We start from the raw sequence: 19,210 nt of genomic DNA, 5'->3' as shown, positions 1-19,210 counted from the left end.
CATGGTTATAGCATTAGCAGCCAGTGGGAACCGAATCGCTACGATACTTCTCAGACATTATGACTATTGAAATGTTTGAATTCCGCATACTGTATCTGCTTTGAAGTGCTAAGCCCGTCATTGAGGACGAAACAGGTATGAGTATGGACAGTTCACCCTGTCATGCACAGGGATTGTGGCAGATTTACGAGACAAAAGGTAATTATATTCGTCTGAAAAAGGCTTGTCTGAGTCTCCTGCTGGTTGATAATTAAGTTATTTTAAAAGTCATTTAAGGCTTTCGCTTTGTTAACCATCGTTGTTCAGGCCGCTCTAAGCGATCAACAGGGGCACAATGAGCAAGTTAACGGCAATCTCCTGCTATTGTAAGGTTATTAGCAAATTGCAGGTGCAAAAAATCATCTTAAAGGTGCCTTTAGTCTGCTGATCTAACAGCTAAAATCTGGTGAATAATATGACAGTCATCCCTGATGCCGTGCGCGAATTTATTCTGCGTGAACTGCCGCTGGTGACGACGTTCCTGTTGAAAAAAATTGAAGTCGGCGACGATGACATTTTGCAGGAACATTTCGAGGCGGATGATATCGCTGAAATGGCGAAAAATTTTTTCAATGACTTTGATGTGGAGCCAGTGGGCTTCAATCTTACCGCTTACTTCCCCTGGAAAACCTCCTCGCTATTCTCACGCGTACCTGTAAAACAGGATAAAGAGCCACTGACCATAAGAATGTTTATTGAGTCAGCCCGTGCAGGACGCTGGCTTTTCTGATTGCTCACAGCGGCTGATAATGTTGCCCGTTTTGTCAGCTGCCACACAATTACAACAGTATGATTTGCCTTCCCTAAGGCCTGCCCATAATGGAACCCCTTCACAGGAGAATCGCCATATGGCACAGGACAATCATCTGGACACCGCGAAATCGTATCACTGGCCAGGCCACGAGCAGCAGTACCATCGCACAGAGTAGCCAGCAGGCCGCTGTGCTCAGTACGAAATATTCCCCCGTCATCGGCAAATAATCCAGCAAACTAACCCGCTGTCACAGCGGTTTTTTTATTACCCGTCATCAGAACTCCTCAGACGCACGTTGCGCCATGCAAAGGCGCAGCCATCACGCAACATTACACCTGACAGATCATCCGCACAGCGTGGCACTGGCTGCGTGTCAGCCCCGATAAAATAATCGTCGCGCAGACAAAATCGGCGCTATACCGCATCGGCATGCAGGTTTTGCATCATAAAAATTTTGCAGTTTTATTTTTTTACAAACAGCATGGTCAGAGCGCATGACTGCTGGCTTACTGCCGAAGTCCGACAACTGAAAAGAGTGAAAAGAATTTCAGGGATTTTCAGTAATAGGATTTCAAAAAAGATCTCAGGAAAACATAACTTATTGTTATAGCTTAAAATAATTCTGATTGTGTGCATTTAGATGGATCATCTTTCAGATAGCATGCTTATCATTCTAATCGTAAAATCATCATATAAATGAATTTCTTAATGTAATATTTAATCAGCGGCGGCGCTGAAATATAGTGCCAATGGAAATTTTGCGTCAGATTAGATATTCTCAATCTCGGAAATTATTTGCTTATAAGGAAAAAGTATAGACGCAAAGCAAATTGCACGTGGGATTGTGGATGGTATTTCCAGTGTGCCAGGCCTTATGCAGCATGGGGTGATAAGATCGTGGCAGGGAAGCGGGCTTGCAGGTGGTGCTATGAGGGACAGAAACCAGCGAGAGACAGAGCGTTTTATCAGGCTTATGCGATCTGTGGGAAGTAAAGAAGAACCCATACGCCGTTTAATAACCCTCGTTATGACGGATTTTTATCAAAAGTTAAATGATGCAGGAAAAGAAGCGATAAATAACCAGCTGGCTTATGGTGCTGGACATTTAGCCGGAAAAACAGGGGCACAGTTTGGGCTTGCTTATACAGCAGGTTCGATGATGATTAGAAAGGCGACATCCGCTGTGGTTTATCGTGAATTTTTGCGTTTCAGTGTTTCAGTTCCCTTGAACGTATTGATGTGGCAGGGACTCATTGAGGAAGCGGCTTTGGCTTCAAGACGTATGCAGCGAAATTATCTACAGACCTATTTTAGAGTTTCACCTCAAAATCTTGATATGGTCTATTTTCTTGTTGAAAATCAGCTGGAACCTTATATTAAATAAATCAATAGCAATTCTATGATCTGTAAAGGCATTGAGAATGAACTCTGTAAAATCCTCTCTAAGTAAAATTGCTAGATTCGTTGGGATAGGTACATCCCATATTCTTGCTGCCACTATCACAGGTGTTGCCTCCGTCGCAGCGTTCCTTTCATTGTTCTTATTCGAAAGTGGACTGATAAAGCTGGTGGGTTTTATTGGATTCTTATTGCTTGGCTACCTACTCACTTTGGGGTTGGCCCTTCTGCGAGGGGAGCGTTAAAGTAATACGCCTACTCTTCAATAGAACCACGAAAATCTTCGTGGTTTTTTTCGAATTCTGAAAATCTTCTACGAGTACTCCCGGTGGTGACAACTGATACGCCCCCGCGATGGAGGCAATTATTTTCATGAGGGGACGAAAAGGGGACATTGAGTACCAGAAACAAAAAAGCCACCCTCTAAAAGGTAGTTCTGGTCTGCTTAGCTAACAGCTTAAATTTGGTGGCCCCTGCTGGGCTTGAACCAGCGACCAAGCGATTATGAGTCGCCTGCTCTAACCACTGAGCTAAGGGGCCAGCGGAGCAGGGATTATAAAGTATCTCTTCAGGGCAATCCAGCACTCAGCCACTGGTTGCTGAAATAAGCAGCAGTCATTTACCTGCTGATTTCTATAGCAAATCTGGCGAACCGCGATCCCGAAGTCGCAAACAGGCACGGAAAATGCTTCTCCGTGCCTTTAGTGAACCCGGACTTCTGTCGTATAGATGATGGCTAACTCAGTTCTGACGATAACGGGATGCTGATTGATTCCGCGAAAGATGGGGAACCATCGTGCCACGTGCCTGATCATAGTCGTGCCACATCTGCAGATCCTCCAGCGCCGGAATGGTTACGGTCTCCTTGCTGTCGAGTCCGGCAAGCGCGGCGTCTACCATCTCATCAACGTCCATCAGCATTTCAGCCGGAATTTCATTAATAGACTGGCCTGCGCGATCGAAAATCTCTGTACGGGTTGCGCCGGGTAACACCGCCTGTACCTGTACGCCGCTCTCTGCGAGTTCACGCTGCATCGCACGCGTCAGAGTCAGTACGTAAGACTTAGTGGCGTTGTAGGCGCCGTTGAACATCTCATGCACCAGCGACAGCACCGAGGCGATATTGATAATGATGCCGTTATCGCGCGCTTTGAAAGCCCGGCCAGCCGCCTGTGCCAGACGGGTGGGAGCCAGAATATTTAACGCCAGCATGCTGTTAATGCGTGTGATGTCCGCCTCAAGAAATTCTCCCTCAACGCCCATGCCCGCGTTGTTCAGCAGCAACGTAATCTGTGCGTTATTTACGAGCTCTGATTCCACGCGTTGTAGATCCTGCTCGTGCGTTAAGTCAGCCGCCATAACCGTTACCTGAATATCGTGCTGCTTTGCCAGTGCGTCAGCCAGAGTGGTGAGTCGAGCCTGATCGCGCGCGACCAGGATCAAATCATAACCGCGTGCTGCCAGTCGTTTTGCATAGGTCGCGCCGATACCGCTGGATGCGCCGGTGATAAATGCTGTACCTGATTGTGACATCTCTTGTTCCTCGTATGATGATCGTCATAATAGCCATCAATATGACGATCATCATATAATTCGTCAAGCTGGAATATGATGAGCGTAATAATTACTATAATAGCCAGATACTACGTAGCAGACACCGCAGGAGATGAGATGGAAAAGCAAGGCAGCAAAGCACAAACGCGGCAGCGTATCCTTGATGAGGCGGCGCGTGTGATGCGTGAAACCGGCACCGAAGGAATCGGTGTGGCGGCGTTAATGAAGCGGGTCGGTCTGACACACGGCGGTTTTTATGCGCATTTTGCGTCACGCGAGGAGTTGGTTGAGGAGGTGCTGAAGCATATGTTTGCTGAAGCCAATACCTTCAAGCCTGCGGAGTCCGTGACAAAGCCAGCGCAGCAGCTGGCAGATTTTATTGATAGCTATCTTTCTGAGGCGCATCGCAATGCGCCGGCTCAGGGCTGTCCGATGGCGGCGCTGGTGAGCGAAGTAGCCCATCTTCCACAGCCGACACGGCAGATCTTCGCCCAGGGCTTCAATACGATGCATGCCAGTCTGACGCGGATGCTGGGTGAGCTGAGATTGCCCGATGCGGAAGCGCTGGCCTCCAGCATGCTGGCAGAGATGGTTGGCGCGCTGGCGCTGGCGCGTGCCTGCCCGGATGCGGAGCAGGCCAGTCTGCTGCTGCAACGCAGCCGCGATGCGCTGAAGCAGCGTACGCTGGAGGTAGCAGCATGAGTGAGCACGCTATCCGCGACATCATCAGCTCTGGTCTTGATGTGCTGTTCTGCGGCATCAATCCAGGCCAGTCAACTGCCCATCAGGGGTTCCACTTCGCGCATCCCGGCAACCGGTTCTGGAAAGTCATTCATCTGGCGGGATTCACCCGGCAGCAGCTGAAACCGGAAGAAGAGCAGCGCCTGACAGAAACCGGCTGCGGTATCACCATGCTGGTTGAGCGGCCTACAGTGCAGGCGAATGAGTTAGCGCCTGATGAGCTGCGCGATGGGGGCAAACGCCTGATGCAAAAGGTGCTGGATTATCAGCCCGCTGCGCTGGCGATTCTGGGTAAAGATGCTTTTCGTCGCGCCTTTAAGCAGAGCAAAGTCGAATGGGGCAAACAGCCGATTTGTATGGGGAAAACGCAGGTGTGGGTATTACCGAATCCCAGCGGACTGAATCGCGCATCACTGGACGAGATGGTCGGGGCGTATCGTCAGCTCTGGCTGGAACTGCATCCGGAGAGTCATTGAAGTGGGTCAGGGCAGGGTCGGTAACAGGCAGGCATAAAAAACCCCGGCGAACCGGGGTTTTTGTCGGACTTAATCGTCGAGGAAGCTACGCAGCACTTCCGAACGGCTCGGATGGCGCAGTTTACGCAGGGCTTTCGCTTCAATCTGACGAATACGCTCACGCGTCACGTCGAACTGTTTGCCCACTTCTTCCAGCGTATGGTCCGTGTTCATATCGATACCGAAACGCATGCGAAGCACTTTCGCTTCACGGGCGGTCAGGCCAGCCAGCACGTCGTGGGTGGCAGAACGCAGGCTCTCTGAGGTAGCAGAATCCAGCGGCAGCTCCAGCGTGGTATCTTCGATAAAATCGCCCAGATGCGAATCTTCATCATCACCAATCGGCGTCTCCATAGAGATCGGCTCTTTAGCAATTTTCAGCACTTTGCGGATTTTATCTTCCGGCATCAGCATACGCTCAGCCAGCTCTTCCGGCGTCGGTTCGCGGCCCATCTCCTGCAGCATCTGGCGCGAAATACGGTTGAGTTTGTTAATGGTCTCAATCATATGCACCGGAATACGGATGGTACGCGCCTGGTCGGCGATAGAGCGGGTGATAGCCTGACGGATCCACCAGGTCGCATAGGTCGAGAACTTGTAACCACGGCGATATTCAAACTTATCTACCGCTTTCATCAGGCCGATATTACCTTCCTGAATCAGGTCGAGGAACTGCAGACCGCGGTTGGTATATTTCTTCGCAATCGAAATAACCAGACGCAGGTTAGCTTCCACCATCTCTTTCTTGGCGCGACGCGCTTTGGCTTCACCGATCGACATGCGACGGTTAATGTCTTTGACCTGTTCAATGGTCAGGCCGGTCTCTTCTTCAACCTGTGCCAGTTTCTGCAGGGAACGTGTCACGTCATCCTGCACTTCCAGCAACTTCTCAGACCACGGTTTGTTCATTGCCAGTGCGGCTTTGAACCAGGTTTCATTGGTTTCATTGCCGGTAAACAGCGTGATGAAGTTCTTCTTCGGCATTTTGCACAGCTCAATACAGAGCTTCATGATCAGACGTTCCTGGGTACGGACACGTTCCATCATGATGCGCATGCTGTTGACCAGGTAATCGAACTGCTTCGGTACCAGGCGGAACTGCTTGAAGACATCAGAGAGGTTCTGGATTTCAGCAACGGCAGCAGCATGACTGCGACCTTTGCTTTTAATCACGGCGCGGGTCGTTTCATACTGCTTACGCAGGTCAGAAAACTTCTCGCGCGCCAGTTCCGGGTCGATTGAGTTATCGTCGTCGGAGCTGTCGTCATCCTCTTCATCTTCTTCTGCATCGTCCTTACGATCGGCTTCAGAAAGTTCAGAGCCCACGTGCGTTGCCGTTGGGGCGATATCTGCTTCTGCGTTAGGATCGACAAAACCGGTGATTAGATCGGAGAGGCGTGACTCGCCTGCTTCAACTTTGTCGTATTGATCCAGAAGATAAGTAATCGCTTCAGGGTATTCGGCTACAGAACACTGAACCTGGTTGATACCGTCTTCAATGCGCTTAGCAATGTCGATTTCGCCTTCGCGCGTCAGCAGTTCAACGGTACCCATTTCACGCATATACATGCGAACCGGGTCAGTGGTGCGCCCGATTTCAGATTCAACGCTGGATAACACCTGAGCGGCAGCTTCCGCGGCATCTTCGTCAGTATCGGAGCTGTTTTCGTTCAGCATCAGATCGTCGGCATCAGGGGCTTCTTCAACCACCTGAATACCCATGTCGTTAATCATCTGGATGATGTCTTCGATCTGATCTGAGTCGACGATATCTTCCGGCAGATGGTCATTGACCTCAGCATAGGTCAGATAGCCTTGCTCCTTACCACGGGTGACAAGAAGCTTGAGCTGTGACTGCGGGTTTTGCTCCATAAGACGGTATCCACACTTCTGTTAAATTAGATTGGTGTCGGTCGGCAGCGCGCCAACAATAAGCAGTGAAGGCGTTTAGTTCTTGCCGCTGCCTTCGTCGCGGCGTGGGCTTTGCCCATCAGTATTCGGCACTTAAGCCGCTTGTGTTAACTCTGTGCTAAGGGCCTGGCTTACTCGCCATTCTGCTCCCCGGCAGTGCTCGCTTTCCTCACGTACTTTAGTACGCTGCGGAAGCTGTGCGCTGGCGGTAACCAGACTGGCGTCGACGCCGACGGCCTTTAAAATTCGTGCGGCTGCCCTTTCGTCGTTCGGAATGGGCAGCATGCTGAAAACGGTTATTTCCTGGCAAACGCCTGACTGAGTGTCCAGAATTCACGGCGCTCATCAGTGCTGAGACCCTGTGTGCGCTCGCGCGCAATCAAAAACTCCAGGCGCTCTTCGAGAGCTGAATCATAGATGCTGGCCAGCGAGTCCTGAAACACCGCTTCGGCTTCTTCATCTACTATCATGTGGTTCCAGATCGCCAGCGTTTCAAGCGTCTGACTAAAATTTGTTCCGCGATATAACTCTAGTAGCTGTCCTGTGGTCAATCCAGGATTCTCATTACAACGACCCACTAATTCAATAAATAGCGGTAAACCCGGCATTTTTGACTCAGACAGCCCATCAAGCGAAGGCACCAGGGTGGCCAGTTGCGGGTTCTGAATAAGCAACGCAATCAGCACGCGCATAGTGGTGCGTTTCAGCGGTGGCGCAACCGGCGCCGTTCCGCTTGCGGCCAGCTTTGGCATCAGCTTTTCAAGCTGATTGTCGTCAAGAATACCCAGCTTATTCCCCAGTTCCTGACGCATATAAATACGTAAGGTCTCCCCGGGGATCTGCGTTATCAGCGGTAAAGCCAGCGTGCTCAGGCGCGCTTTTCCGTCGCGTGAGCTCAGATCCACCTGCGGCAGCAGGCTATCAAATAAAAACGAAGAGAGCGGCATCGCCTGCTCCATCCTCGCTTCGAAGGCGGCTTTACCCTCTTTACGTACCAGCGTATCCGGGTCTTCACCATCGGGTAAAAACATAAAGCGTAGCTGACGACCATCATTCATGTAAGGCAATGCGGTCTCTAGCGCACGCCATGCCGCTTCACGTCCCGCCCTGTCGCCGTCGTAACAGCAGATCACGGTGTCGGTGCTGCGAAACAGCAACTGAATATGTTCAGCAGTGGTGGAGGTGCCTAATGACGCAACGGCATAATCAATGCCGTACTGCGCCAGCGCAACCACGTCCATGTATCCCTCAACCACTAACAGGCGGGCGGGTTCAGGATGGTTTTTTACTGCTTCATACAGGCCATAGAGCTGGCGGCCTTTATGGAAAATAGGGGTTTCCGGCGAGTTCAGATACTTCGGCGTATCGTTGCCCAGCACGCGTCCGCCAAAACCAATGACGCGTCCACGCTTATCGCGGATCGGAAACATGACGCGGTCGCGAAACCGGTCATAGGTACGGCCTTTGTCATTGCTGACCAGCATGCCCGCTTCCATCAATGACTCGCGGTCTTCCGATTGCTTACCAAAACGCTTGAGAACATTGTCCCAGCCTGCTGGCGCATAACCTATGGCGAAATGATTGATGATGTCGGCGCTCAGACCACGACGATCAAGATAGTCGCGTGCTGGCTGCGCACTGGATTGCTGCAGACCCTGCTGATAAAAACCGTTCAGGTTCTCCATCAGCTGATACAGGCTCTGGCGCTGATGGCGTTCCATCTGGCTGGGCCCGCTGCCTGCTTCGTAAGGCACGTCTAAACCGTGGGAAGTGGCTAACTCTTCAATACTTTCAACAAACTCCAGACGATCAAAGTTCATTAAAAAGTCGATAGCGTTGCCATGTGCACCACAGCCGAAACAGTGATAGAACTGCTTTTCGCCGTTTACGGTGAAAGAGGGCGTTTTTTCATTATGGAAAGGACAGCACGCATGGAAATTCTTACCCTGCTTTTTCAGCTTAACGCGGGCATCGATAAGATCCACGATATCCGTGCGGGCAAGTAAATCGTTGATAAATACGCGTGGAATTCGTCCAGCCATACGCCCCAGATTTTCAGCTCATAAACGGCAACAAGCCGCGCTTCCTTTCGGAAAGCACGGCCTTTTACTTGACTCTGTCTGCGTGAATCACGCGGTGGAGGCGAACCTCCGGAACGACTTAGTACAGACGAGTGCGGCGTGCGTTTTCGCGAGCCAGTTTCTTGGCGTGACGCTTAACTGCTGACGCTTTAGCGCGCTTACGTTCTGTAGTCGGTTTTTCATAAAACTCACGACGACGAACTTCAGCCAGAACGCCTGCTTTCTCGCATGAACGCTTGAAGCGACGCAGTGCTACGTCAAATGGCTCGTTTTCACGTACTTTAATTACCGGCATGTAACTCTCACCTCGATAAAATTCGGTTTTTGCTGCTGACTGCGGCGCCAGCAAATTCAAAATGGTGCAGCATTTTACTCCAACTCAAGTTGGTTTGTAAAGCACCATGGATAATTTGAAACCAACAGGAGCGTTTGCCTGTGCGGCTGCCGGTTTTTCCAGGGGCGGGAGTATAGCGCACTCTTTAGCCGACAGAAAATGACTTTTTACGCGGGATGCCTGCGCTGCACATCCAATTGCTGTGATAAACTGCGCGCCGCAAGAATGAGGTGATGCAATGCGAATTCTGGGTATTGAAACGTCGTGCGATGAAACCGGCATCGCAATCTATGATGACGAGGCCGGATTACTGGCAAACCAACTCTATAGCCAGGTAAAACTGCATGCCGATTATGGCGGTGTGGTGCCGGAACTGGCCTCACGTGATCACGTGCGTAAAACTGTGCCGCTGATTCAGGCGGCGCTGAAAGAGGCCGGTCTGGAGCCGCAGCAGATTGATGCGGTGGCCTACACTGCCGGTCCTGGACTGGTTGGAGCGCTTCTGGTTGGTGCGACCATTGGCCGCGCCCTGGCGTTTGCCTGGAAAGTGCCTGCCGTGCCGGTTCATCATATGGAAGGTCACCTGCTGGCGCCGATGCTGGAAGAGAATCCACCAGAGTTTCCGTTTGTGGCACTTCTGGTGTCGGGTGGACATACTCAGCTGATTAGCGTTACCGGCGTCGGTGAGTACGAATTGCTGGGCGAATCGATCGATGATGCCGCGGGCGAAGCCTTTGATAAGACAGCGAAGCTGCTTGGTCTGGATTATCCGGGCGGACCCATGCTGTCGAAGATGGCGCAGCAGGGCATGGCGGGGCGTTTTACCTTCCCGCGTCCGATGACCGACCGACCGGGCCTGGATTTCAGCTTCTCCGGCCTGAAAACTTTTGCTGCTAATACCATTCGCGCTAATCCTGACGATGAACAGACCCGTGCTGATATCGCCCGTGCGTTTGAAGATGCAGTAGTCGATACGCTGTCGATTAAATGTAAGCGTGCGTTGGATCAGACCGGCTTTAAGCGTCTGGTGATTGCGGGTGGTGTCAGCGCTAACCGCACACTGCGGGAGCAGATGGCGATCATGATGCAAAAGCGCGGCGGTGAAGTGTTTTACGCCCGTCCGGAGTTCTGTACCGATAACGGTGCGATGATCGCGTATGCGGGCATGGTGCGGTTAAAAGGCGGAACGCGGGGCGAGTTAAGCATCAGTGTGCGGCCACGCTGGCCGCTGGCAGAACTGCCCGCCATCTGATGTGAAAAAAGCCGGCTTGCCGGCTTTTTTTATGACTCAGATTTCTTTTTACGCTTCCAGATTTTGCCTTCCTGACCCCGCCACAGCCGCTGAATATTGTCGTGATGACGCAGCAGGATCAGACAGGAAAGCATGGAAACCGGGAAGGTGAATTGCGGTTTGAACCACCAGACATAGAATGGCGCAATCAACGCGCTGACGATGGCACCCAGCGATGAATAGCCGCTGAGTAAAACCGTTAACAGCCAGGTGCCGGTGAGCAGCCCGGTTAAGTCCCAGCCAATCGGCGCAATCGCCCCGAATGCCGTCGCCACACCTTTGCCACCGCGAAAGTGGAAGAACACCGGGTAGATATGACCCAGACAGGCAGCAATCGCGGTCAGGCCGAGATAGAGCGGAGTGACATGCATCAGATAGGCCAGCCAGACCGGCACCATCCCCTTCAGCACATCAAACACTAATACGCAGGCTGCTGCGGCTTTACCGCCCAGACGCAGTACGTTGGTGGCACCAGGATTGCCTGAACCATGTGTGCGGGGATCGGGCAGGCCAGCGAGTTTGCAGACCAGAATCGCACTGGAAATCGAACCGCAAAGATACGCGAAAATAATCATACCAAGCGCGAAAGCACTCATAACACAGTACCGTTCCCTTTAGGGTCGTTTTGATCTCATCAACTGTGGATAATACGCATAATCCGCCGGAAGTGGTATCCGGCTTAGCCAAAAACAGAGACCCTCATCATGGATATCGTATTTATAGAACAACTCACGGTGTTCACCACCATTGGCGTTTACGACTGGGAACAGGACATACAGCAGAAGCTGGTGCTCGATGTCGAAATGGCCTGGGATAACCGTCTGGCGGCCAGCAGCGACGATGTGAAGGATTGTCTGAGCTATGCGGATGTCTCCTCTGCGATCCTGACGCATCTGAACGGCGGTCGTTTTGCCCTGGTTGAGCGGGTTGCTGAAGAAATCGCGGATCTGTTGATGAACCGTTTCAATTCGCCTGGCGTCCGCATAAAGGTAAGCAAACCGGGGGCTGTAGCCCAGGCGGCGCAGGTCGGCGTGCGAATTGAGCGCGGGACTATTCCTAAATAAATACGATGTGATTGCCATCACAATGAAACCAAACCAAATTACTGTCTGTCATAGCGTGTACCGTTTCGTTACAGCAGGCGAAACGGTGTAGACCTTAAGGTTTAATTCAGGCTGATAGCGGCATAATTTCAGGCGATAGCCACGCGCTACCGCCTTTTTAATGGTTTAGAAACGGATAGAGGAAACATTTGATGGCAGATATTCATCAGCTTTGGGTAGCTGCAATCCTGGGCATTGTGGAAGGGCTGACCGAATTTTTACCGGTCTCTTCCACAGGGCACATGATTATAGTGGGTCACCTGCTGGGCTTTGAGGGTGAAAAAGCCGAGACCTTTGAAGTTGTGATCCAGTTAGGATCGATTCTGGCTGTGGTAGTGATGTTCTGGCGCCGTCTGTTTGGCCTGATCGGCATTCACTTTGGCGAAGTTAAACATGAAGGTGTCGGCACCGGCCGTCTGTCGCTGATCCACATCCTGCTGGGTATGGTTCCGGCGGTGGTCGTGGGTCTGGTCCTGCACGATCAGATTAAAACGCTGTTTAATCCGATCAACGTGATGTACGCGCTGGTGGTGGGGGGTGTGCTGCTGCTGGTCGCTGAGTACCTTAAGCCAAAACAGCCGAAAGCCGTCGGCGTCGATGATATTACCTATCGTCAGGCGTTTATGATTGGCTGTTTCCAGTGCTTAGCGCTGTGGCCGGGCTTCTCGCGTTCGGGTGCAACGATCTCTGGTGGCATGCTGATGGGCGTGAGCCGCTATGCAGCGTCAGAATTCTCCTTCATCCTGGCAGTGCCAATGATGATGGGTGCGACCGTGCTGGACATGTACAAGAGCATCGGCTTCCTGACAATGGCGGACTTCCCGATGTTCGCGGTCGGTTTTGTGATGGCGTTTATCGTGGCGCTGATTGCGATTAAAGCCTTCCTTGAGCTGATTAAACGCATCTCGTTTGTCTCGTTTGCTATTTACCGCTTTATTGTGGCGGCAGCGGTTTACATGATCTTCATGTAAACCCCGGGCAGCCTGCTAGTCAGGCTGCCTGAGCGCCAGACCCTGCGCGACGGCGGCAATACGTCGTCGCGTCATCTCTTCCCGCACTTCTGCCCCTTTAAATCCCGCTTCGACCACCGCTTTTGTCGGCACCGCCTGCGCCAGCACAAAAGCACGACGCAGATAGTCGCCCTGCGGATAAGGCATGCTCTCCAGCCCGGCTCGCCCGCGCGCATCTGCTTCGCTGGTTAGCGCCATCTGCTCAACGCGCTGCGGCTTACGCCAGGCATCTATCCGGTCAAACAGCGCCACCAGCGATGCTGCAGATTGACGTTCGATAGTGTGCACAATGTCGTGAAATTCGGTCACGATCAGCGCCAGATCGCGAATCGCGTTTGGGACGCGCAGTCGCTGGCACAGCGCCCCGACCAGCGGAACGCCCGCCAGTCCATGACCGTGGTGGCTTGGCCACAGCTCAGGCGGCGTCAGCGCCTTGCCGACATCATGAAAGAGCGTGGCGAAGCGCACATCGATCTCGCTGGAGAGGGCAGCGGCCATTGCCAGTGTCATCAGCGTATGGACGCCGGTGTCGATCTCCGGATGCCACTTAATCGGCGCAGGAATACCAAACAGATTATCCAGCTCAGGAAACAGCACCTGCAGCGCACCGCAGTCGCGCAGAACCTGAAAATAGACCTGCGGGTTACGGGAACTCAGCGCCTTTTCTGTCTCTTTCCACACCCGTTCCGCAGTGAGATTCGACAGCTCGCCGCTTTCAGCCATCTGCTGCATCAGCAACTGGGTTTCGGGGGCAATACGAAAGTTTAGATGGGCAAAACGCGCAGCAAAACGCGCGACCCGCAGTACACGTAGCGGATCTTCACTGAAGGCTTCCGAGACGTGACGCAGCAGGCGCTGGGCAATATCACGCTGGCCGTTGTAGGGGTCAACCAGCTCGCCGTTTTCATCCTGAGCAATCGCATTGATGGTCAGATCGCGCCGCTGTAAGTCCTGCTCAAGCGTCACGTCGGGCGCGGACCAGGTGACAAAGCCGGTGTAGCCTTTCCCGTTTTTCCGCTCAGTCCGTGCCAGCGCATACTCTTCGCGACTGACGGGATGCAGGAAAACGGGAAAATCGCGACCGACCTGTTGATAGCCCTGCTCGAGCATGGCTTCGGGTGTGGAACCTGTGACTACCCAATCTTTGTCTGTAACCGGCAGATTCAGCAGCGCATCACGCACTGCACCGCCAACAAGAAACGTCTTCACGCAAAACTCCAGAGAAAAGTAAATGACCTGCACGCCGGGCACCTCCCGCGCCTGAAATCAGCCGTGCATCTCATTTTATTGTTGCACAGATTCCCCGGATTGCAGACATGCCAAAAAGAGGATCCTACGATCCCCTGCTTAAATCCGACAGATATAGTGTCAGTTCATCCAGCGATCGCTTTTCTTACGGCGCGGCAGCATGTGCGGCAGTAACAGGCCCAGCAGCAGGCCGACACCCAGTACGCCGCCGCCATACATAAACCACTGCATGATGATGGTGCGCTGCTTATCATCCAGCTGAACGTTGGCGGCGCTGACTTTCTTCTGGGCGACGATCAGCTCATTTTTCAGCTTCTGATTCTCGCCTTTCAGCCCATTGATTACGCCGTCGCTGCTGGCGACTTTATTCTGCATCTCAGCGGTGCGCTGATTCCAGCTGTTGTCGATGTTATCCAGTTTGGCCGTCAGATCTTTCACCTGCTGCTCAAGCTGAGGCACCCGGGTGCGCAGGCTTGGATTCGCGCTAAGCTGCGACAGGGGGATCCAGGTGGTGCGGCCTTCCGAATCACGGATCTGGCCATAATGGGTGTCATTATTGGTCTGTAACAGCTGCACTTCTTCCCCGGCGTTCAGCTTACCGAGCAGGCGGAACTGATCGCCTGGTCCGCTACGTACCCAGGTCGAAAGCTCATCAGAAACATAGCGTTTTTCGTCGGCATGGGCAGGTGCAAGGGTGCTAAGGGCCAGCAAAGTGAGTCCAGCGAGTGTGATTTTTTTCATTCGATTTCGTTTGGCTTAGTCTGACATAAAATTTACCGGCACAGTCTGGAGAGGCCTCGCATAAATCTGAATGAGAACTATCCTGGTCTCATGAGAGTGCGAAAAGGTCTGCGAAAGAGCAAAGAAAGCAGAGACAGCGCGGCTTCTGTGCATTAATCTTCGCCTCATAAACCCCTTGCCCTCCAGGCGACAGCGTGAGTAACCTGCTGATAATTGCCTGAAATATGCAGGAAAAACCCTCTTAAGTGCCAGCGGCGTAGTGAATAAAAAATTATGACCATCGAAATCGAACTAAAGTTCATTGCAACTCCACAGGCAGCCGGGAAACTGGCTGAACTGCTCTCCACTCTGCCGAATCAGCATCAGGCTGCTCGCGAGCTGACCAATATCTACTTCGAAACCGACGACAACCAGCTGCGACGCTGGGACATGGGATTACGTATCCGTGGCGTTGACCAGCGTTATGAAATGACGCTGAAAGCGGCGGGGCAGACGCTTGGCGGACTGCATCAGCGTCCGGAATATAATGTTGAGCTCAGCGAGCCGGTGCTGGACATTGCGCGTCTGCCCGCAGAGATCTGGCCAAAGGGCACCGATGTCGTGGCGCTACAGTCGCGTCTGGAGCCGCTGTTCACCACCCATTTCCAGCGCGAAGTCTGGCTGATCACCACAGGCAACAGTGAAATTGAAGTGGCGTTTGATCAGGGCGCGGTCACAGCGGGTGAGCTTAGCGAGCCGCTGTGCGAGATCGAACTGGAGCTGAAACGTGGCGAACGCCAGGATCTGCTGGCCTTTGCACAGCAGCTGGTGGGGCTGGGTGGTCTGCGTATGGGCAGCCTGAGCAAAGCCGCCCGCGGCTATCAGCTGGCGCAGGGTAATCCGCCGCGCCAGATTGAGGCGTTCCCGCTGCTGAAAGCCGGCACTAAAGCGACCGTAGAGCAGGGCATGGTCGCTGCAATGTCTGCTGGACTGCGTCACTGGCAATATCATGAAGAAGTCTGGCTGCGCGGTAACGCGGCGGCGCAGGATGCGGTGCGCGAAGCGCTGGACCTGCTGCGTCAGGCCTTCAGCCTGTTTGGTGCGCTGGTGCCACGCAAAGCCAGCAGTGCATTGCGTCAGCAGCTGACCACACTGGAAGAGACGCTGGTGAATGAGGAGCAGGAGGCGACTGCTTTCTGCCTCTCTTCTCTCTCCGTTGAAACGCAGCTGGCGCTGACTCACTGGCTGGCTGAATCTCAGTGGCGTCAGTGGATCGATGCCAAAGGGGAAACCAAGCTGCAGGGTTCGTTTAAGCGCTTCAGCGACATCATGCTGAGCCGCGTTAATGCTGATTTAAGAGAAACCTTCATCACGGTAAAACAGCCCAATGAGTATCAGGACAAAGCTACGCGCCTGGCGCGTCAGCTGCTGACGGTGCACCTGCTGGCGGGTTCCTATCCCGTGGAAACGGTGATGGCCTGGCTCGATCCCTGGCAGCAACTGCTGTCGGCAATCCATGAAAAGCAGACATCCGGATTAGCCTGGCTGGCGATGCAGGCGCTGAAACAGCAGCCGTTCTGGCTCACCAGCGGCGCTGCCCGCTAACGGGCATTCCGTTACGCCATCAAGGAGGGAGTTATGTTGTCAGCACTTCCCGCGTTGCTACGCGATCAGGCCGAAGAGGCCGCCCGACAGCTTGGGGTTCCTCTGGCTTCGCTAAGCCCGGAGCAGGCCGCCGGGCTGGCTTTCAGCGATTTTGTGCTGGAAAACCTGCAACAACATCCCGACTGGTGGCAGGCGATGCTCGACCAGCCGCCTCAGCCTGAAGAGTGGCAACACTACTCTGCGTGGCTGAATCAGGCGCTGAACGATGTCGACAGCGAAGCGAGCCTGATGCGTGAACTGCGGCTGTTTCGCCGCCGTATGCTGGCGCGTGTCGCCTGGATGCAGGCTCTGCAACACGCCACAACCGAACAGAGCCTGCAGCAGCTCAGCGTATTAGCCGAAGTGCTGATCAGCCGGGCGCGTGACTGGGTCTATCAGGATTGCTGCCGTGATTTTGGTACGCCCTGTAATGCGGATGGCGACGCGCAGCCGCTGCTGATCCTCGGCATGGGCAAGCTGGGCGGCGGCGAACTCAATTTCTCCTCTGACATCGACCTGATTTTTGCCTGGCCGGAAAACGGCACCACGCGCGGCGGACGGCGTGAGCTCGACAACGCCCAGTTCTTTACCCGTATGGGACAGCGGCTGATCAAAGTGCTGGATCAACCCACCATGGATGGCTTTGTCTATCGGGTGGATATGCGACTGCGCCCGTTTGGCGACAGCGGTCCGCTGGTGATGAGCTTTGCCGCGCTGGAAGATTACTATCAGGAGCAGGGACGTGACTGGGAGCGTTACGCCATGGTCAAGGCGCGACTGATGGGCGATGACCACGATCGCTGGAGCCTGGAACTGCAACAGATGTTGCGACCGTTCGTCTATCGCCGCTACATCGACTTCAGCGTGATCCAGTCGCTGCGTAACATGAAAGGGATGATCAGCCGCGAAGTGCGGCGACGCGGGCTGAAAAACAATATCAAACTGGGCGCGGGCGGCATCCGTGAAACCGAGTTTATCGTGCAGGTGTTCCAGCTGATTCGCGGCGGGCGTGAGCGCTCGCTTCAGTTGCGTGCGCTGCTGCCGACGCTGGAGGCGATCAAAACGCTGGCTCTGCTGCCCGCGGAACAGGTCGATGCACTGCGTGACGCCTATCTGTTCCTCCGGCGGCTGGAGAATCTGCTGCAAAGCCTGGGCGATGAGCAGACTCAGACGCTGCCCGAGGATGAACTGCATCGCACCCGGCTGGCGTGGGCGATGGATTGTGCCGACTGGGCTTCCCTGATGACCCGCCTTGATGGCCAGATGGCGGCGGTTCGGGCCATCTTTGACGAGCTGATTGGCGAAGATACCCCTGAAATTGGCGATCAGCGTGAGCTGGCGGAGTTTCAGGTGCTGTGGCAGGACCAACTGGAGGATAGCGAACTGGCACCGCTGGTGCCGCAGCTCAGTGACGATCAGCGGCTTACGCTGCATCAGGCGCTGGAGGCGTTTCGTCAGGATATTAACCGACGGACTATCGGCCCGCGTGGCCGTCAGGCGCTGGATCAACTGATGCCGCGGCTGCTGAGCGAAGTCTGCCCGCGTGAAGATGCGGCGGTGACGCTCGGCCGCCTGACGCCGCTGCTGATCGGCGTGCTGACACGCAGTACTTATCTTGAGTTGCTGACGGAGTATCACGGTGCCCTGCGTCATCTGATTCGTCTGTGCGCGGCCTCACCGATGGTAGCCAGTCAGCTGGCGCGTCATCCCTTATTGCTGGATGAACTGCTCGACCCCGCCACGCTCTATCAGCCGACCGCCACCGACGCCTATCGTGACGAGTTGCGACAGTATCTGCTGCGAATTCCCACTGAGGATGAGGAGCAGCAGCTGGAAGCCGTGCGGCAGTTTAAGCAGGCACAGCATTTGCGTATTGCTGCCGCTGATATTGCTGGCACGCTGCCAGTAATGAAAGTCAGCGATCATCTCACCTGGCTGGCGGAAGCGATTATCGAATCGGTGGTGCGCCAGGCGTGGAATATGATGGTGCAACGCTACGGTCGTCCTTCGCACCTGAGTAATGAACATGAGCGAGGCTTTGCGGTACTGGGCTACGGCAAGCTGGGGGGCTGGGAGCTGGGTTACAGTTCCGACCTCGATTTAGTCTTTCTGCATGACTGTCCGGCTGACGCGGTGACTGAAGGGGAGCGCAGCATTGATGGCCGTCAGTTCTATCTGCGTCTTGCCCAGCGCATCATGCATCTCTTCAGTACCCGGACTTCCTCCGGCATTCTCTACGAAGTGGATGCGCGCCTGCGTCCTTCCGGCGCGGCAGGCATGCTGGTCAGTACCTTTGAGGCCTTTGAGGAGTATCAGCGCAGTGAAGCCTGGACCTGGGAGCATCAGGCGCTGGTCCGGGCGCGTGTGGTGTTTGGCGAGGCGGCCCTGGGCGAGCGCTTCAGCGTGATCCGTCAGGCGATTCTGTCGCTGCCACGTGCCGCAGACGCGCTGCAAACTGAAGTGCGTGAGATGCGTGAAAAGATGCGTGCTCACCTCAGCAACAAACACAAAGGTCGCTGGGATATCAAAGCCGATGCGGGTGGCATCACCGATATTGAATTCATCGCACAATATCTTGTCTTACGCTACGCCGCTGAGCAGCCTGAACTGACGCGCTGGTCTGACAATGTGCGCATTTTCGAGCTGATGGCGAAGTACCATAAAATGCCCACTGATGAAGCGCAGGCGCTGACGCAGGCATATGTAACGCTGCGTGACGCATTGCACCATCGCGCCCTGCAGGAGCTGCCGGGTCACGTTGAACCAGAGGCTTACGCAGCGGAGCGGCAGACGGTTCTGAACAGCTGGCAGCGCTGGCTGATAACGCCTGCGTCTATCCTGGCGTGATGCTGATAGCACAAATCGCA

The 19,210-nt window shown here is 53.9% G+C and carries 16 protein-coding genes and 1 tRNA gene; 9 read left to right on the top strand and 8 right to left on the bottom strand.

Annotated elements, in window-relative coordinates; translation table 11 throughout:
- Window positions 1–445: 445 nt before the first annotated feature.
- Together AC2LB6_RS06835 and AC2LB6_RS06830 are read left to right on the top strand one after the other, a co-directional pair.
- Window positions 446–769, top strand: a complete 324-nt coding sequence (locus AC2LB6_RS06835) for a DUF1493 family protein (protein ID WP_490092944.1) — start codon at window positions 446–448, stop codon at window positions 767–769.
- Window positions 770–1,721: 952 nt separating this feature from the next.
- Window positions 1,722–2,177 carry a hypothetical protein gene (locus AC2LB6_RS06830; RefSeq protein WP_490092943.1) on the top strand — a complete coding sequence of 152 codons (456 nt, stop codon included), beginning with the start codon at window positions 1,722–1,724 and terminating at the stop codon, window positions 2,175–2,177.
- 478 nt (window positions 2,178–2,655) lie between these two features.
- Here AC2LB6_RS06830 and AC2LB6_RS06825 read toward each other — a convergent pair.
- Window positions 2,656–2,731: transfer RNA gene (locus AC2LB6_RS06825), tRNA-Ile, on the bottom strand.
- A 201-nt stretch (window positions 2,732–2,932) separates the two neighbouring features.
- Window positions 2,933–3,724, bottom strand: coding sequence for an SDR family NAD(P)-dependent oxidoreductase (locus AC2LB6_RS06820; protein WP_490092942.1), 792 nt, complete (start codon window positions 3,722–3,724; stop codon window positions 2,933–2,935).
- 138 nt (window positions 3,725–3,862) lie between these two features.
- Here AC2LB6_RS06820 and AC2LB6_RS06815 point away from each other — a divergent pair, with 138 nt between their 5' ends.
- Window positions 3,863–4,447 (top strand): TetR/AcrR family transcriptional regulator, encoded by a 585-nt coding sequence (locus AC2LB6_RS06815; protein ID WP_490092941.1) that lies wholly within the window; start codon window positions 3,863–3,865, stop codon window positions 4,445–4,447.
- A complete protein-coding gene (gene mug, locus AC2LB6_RS06810) occupies window positions 4,444–4,962 on the top strand; it encodes a G/U mismatch-specific DNA glycosylase (RefSeq protein WP_090966072.1) in 519 nt (172 codons plus the stop codon). The genes AC2LB6_RS06815 and mug overlap by 4 nt, the downstream gene beginning before the upstream one ends.
- Window positions 4,963–5,031: 69 nt before the next feature.
- Here mug and rpoD read toward each other — a convergent pair whose 3' ends face one another.
- The 3 genes from rpoD to rpsU form a co-directional block, all read right to left on the bottom strand.
- Complete coding sequence (gene rpoD, locus AC2LB6_RS06805; RefSeq protein ID WP_090966070.1) at window positions 5,032–6,873, bottom strand: RNA polymerase sigma factor RpoD; 1,842 nt, start codon at window positions 6,871–6,873, stop codon at window positions 5,032–5,034.
- 335 nt (window positions 6,874–7,208) lie between these two features.
- Complete coding sequence (gene dnaG, locus AC2LB6_RS06800) at window positions 7,209–8,954, bottom strand: DNA primase (RefSeq protein WP_490092940.1); 1,746 nt, start codon at window positions 8,952–8,954, stop codon at window positions 7,209–7,211.
- A gap of 118 nt (window positions 8,955–9,072) precedes the next feature.
- Window positions 9,073–9,288: a 30S ribosomal protein S21 gene (gene rpsU / locus AC2LB6_RS06795; RefSeq protein ID WP_001144069.1), complete on the bottom strand. Its 216-nt coding sequence runs from the start codon at window positions 9,286–9,288 to the stop codon at window positions 9,073–9,075.
- Between the two features lie 277 nt (window positions 9,289–9,565).
- Here rpsU and tsaD point away from each other — a divergent pair, with 277 nt between their 5' ends.
- Window positions 9,566–10,579 (top strand): tRNA (adenosine(37)-N6)-threonylcarbamoyltransferase complex transferase subunit TsaD, encoded by a 1,014-nt coding sequence (gene tsaD / locus AC2LB6_RS06790; RefSeq protein WP_490092939.1) that lies wholly within the window; start codon window positions 9,566–9,568, stop codon window positions 10,577–10,579.
- Window positions 10,580–10,608: 29 nt separating this feature from the next.
- On the opposite strand, the gene plsY is transcribed toward tsaD, so the two are convergent.
- On the bottom strand, window positions 10,609–11,214 hold the full coding sequence (gene plsY / locus AC2LB6_RS06785) for a glycerol-3-phosphate 1-O-acyltransferase PlsY (RefSeq protein ID WP_490092938.1): 606 nt from the start codon (window positions 11,212–11,214) through the stop codon (window positions 10,609–10,611).
- Window positions 11,215–11,322: 108 nt separating this feature from the next.
- On the opposite strand from plsY, the gene folB reads away from it, so the two are divergent.
- Complete coding sequence (gene folB / locus AC2LB6_RS06780; protein WP_490092937.1) at window positions 11,323–11,682, top strand: bifunctional dihydroneopterin aldolase/7,8-dihydroneopterin epimerase; 360 nt, start codon at window positions 11,323–11,325, stop codon at window positions 11,680–11,682.
- A 191-nt stretch (window positions 11,683–11,873) separates the two neighbouring features.
- Complete coding sequence (bacA, locus tag AC2LB6_RS06775) at window positions 11,874–12,692, top strand: undecaprenyl-diphosphate phosphatase (RefSeq protein WP_490092936.1); 819 nt, start codon at window positions 11,874–11,876, stop codon at window positions 12,690–12,692.
- A 15-nt stretch (window positions 12,693–12,707) separates the two neighbouring features.
- On the opposite strand, the gene AC2LB6_RS06770 is transcribed toward bacA, so the two are convergent.
- Both AC2LB6_RS06770 and AC2LB6_RS06765 read right to left on the bottom strand, forming a co-directional pair.
- Window positions 12,708–13,940, bottom strand: coding sequence for a multifunctional CCA addition/repair protein (locus AC2LB6_RS06770; protein ID WP_490092935.1), 1,233 nt, complete (start codon window positions 13,938–13,940; stop codon window positions 12,708–12,710).
- A 159-nt stretch (window positions 13,941–14,099) separates the two neighbouring features.
- Complete coding sequence (locus AC2LB6_RS06765; protein WP_008925741.1) at window positions 14,100–14,720, bottom strand: TIGR04211 family SH3 domain-containing protein; 621 nt, start codon at window positions 14,718–14,720, stop codon at window positions 14,100–14,102.
- 273 nt (window positions 14,721–14,993) lie between these two features.
- Here AC2LB6_RS06765 and AC2LB6_RS06760 point away from each other — a divergent pair, with 273 nt between their 5' ends.
- Both AC2LB6_RS06760 and glnE read left to right on the top strand, forming a co-directional pair.
- Window positions 14,994–16,304: a CYTH domain-containing protein gene (locus AC2LB6_RS06760; protein ID WP_490092934.1), complete on the top strand. Its 1,311-nt coding sequence runs from the start codon at window positions 14,994–14,996 to the stop codon at window positions 16,302–16,304.
- 33 nt (window positions 16,305–16,337) lie between these two features.
- Window positions 16,338–19,190, top strand: a complete 2,853-nt coding sequence (glnE, locus tag AC2LB6_RS06755) for a bifunctional [glutamate--ammonia ligase]-adenylyl-L-tyrosine phosphorylase/[glutamate--ammonia-ligase] adenylyltransferase (RefSeq protein WP_490092933.1) — start codon at window positions 16,338–16,340, stop codon at window positions 19,188–19,190.
- Window positions 19,191–19,210: the final 20 nt, after the last annotated feature.

Source organism: Pantoea sp. RCC30.1 (genome assembly GCF_058148845.1).
This window is presented reverse-complemented; position numbering and strand designations above follow the sequence as displayed.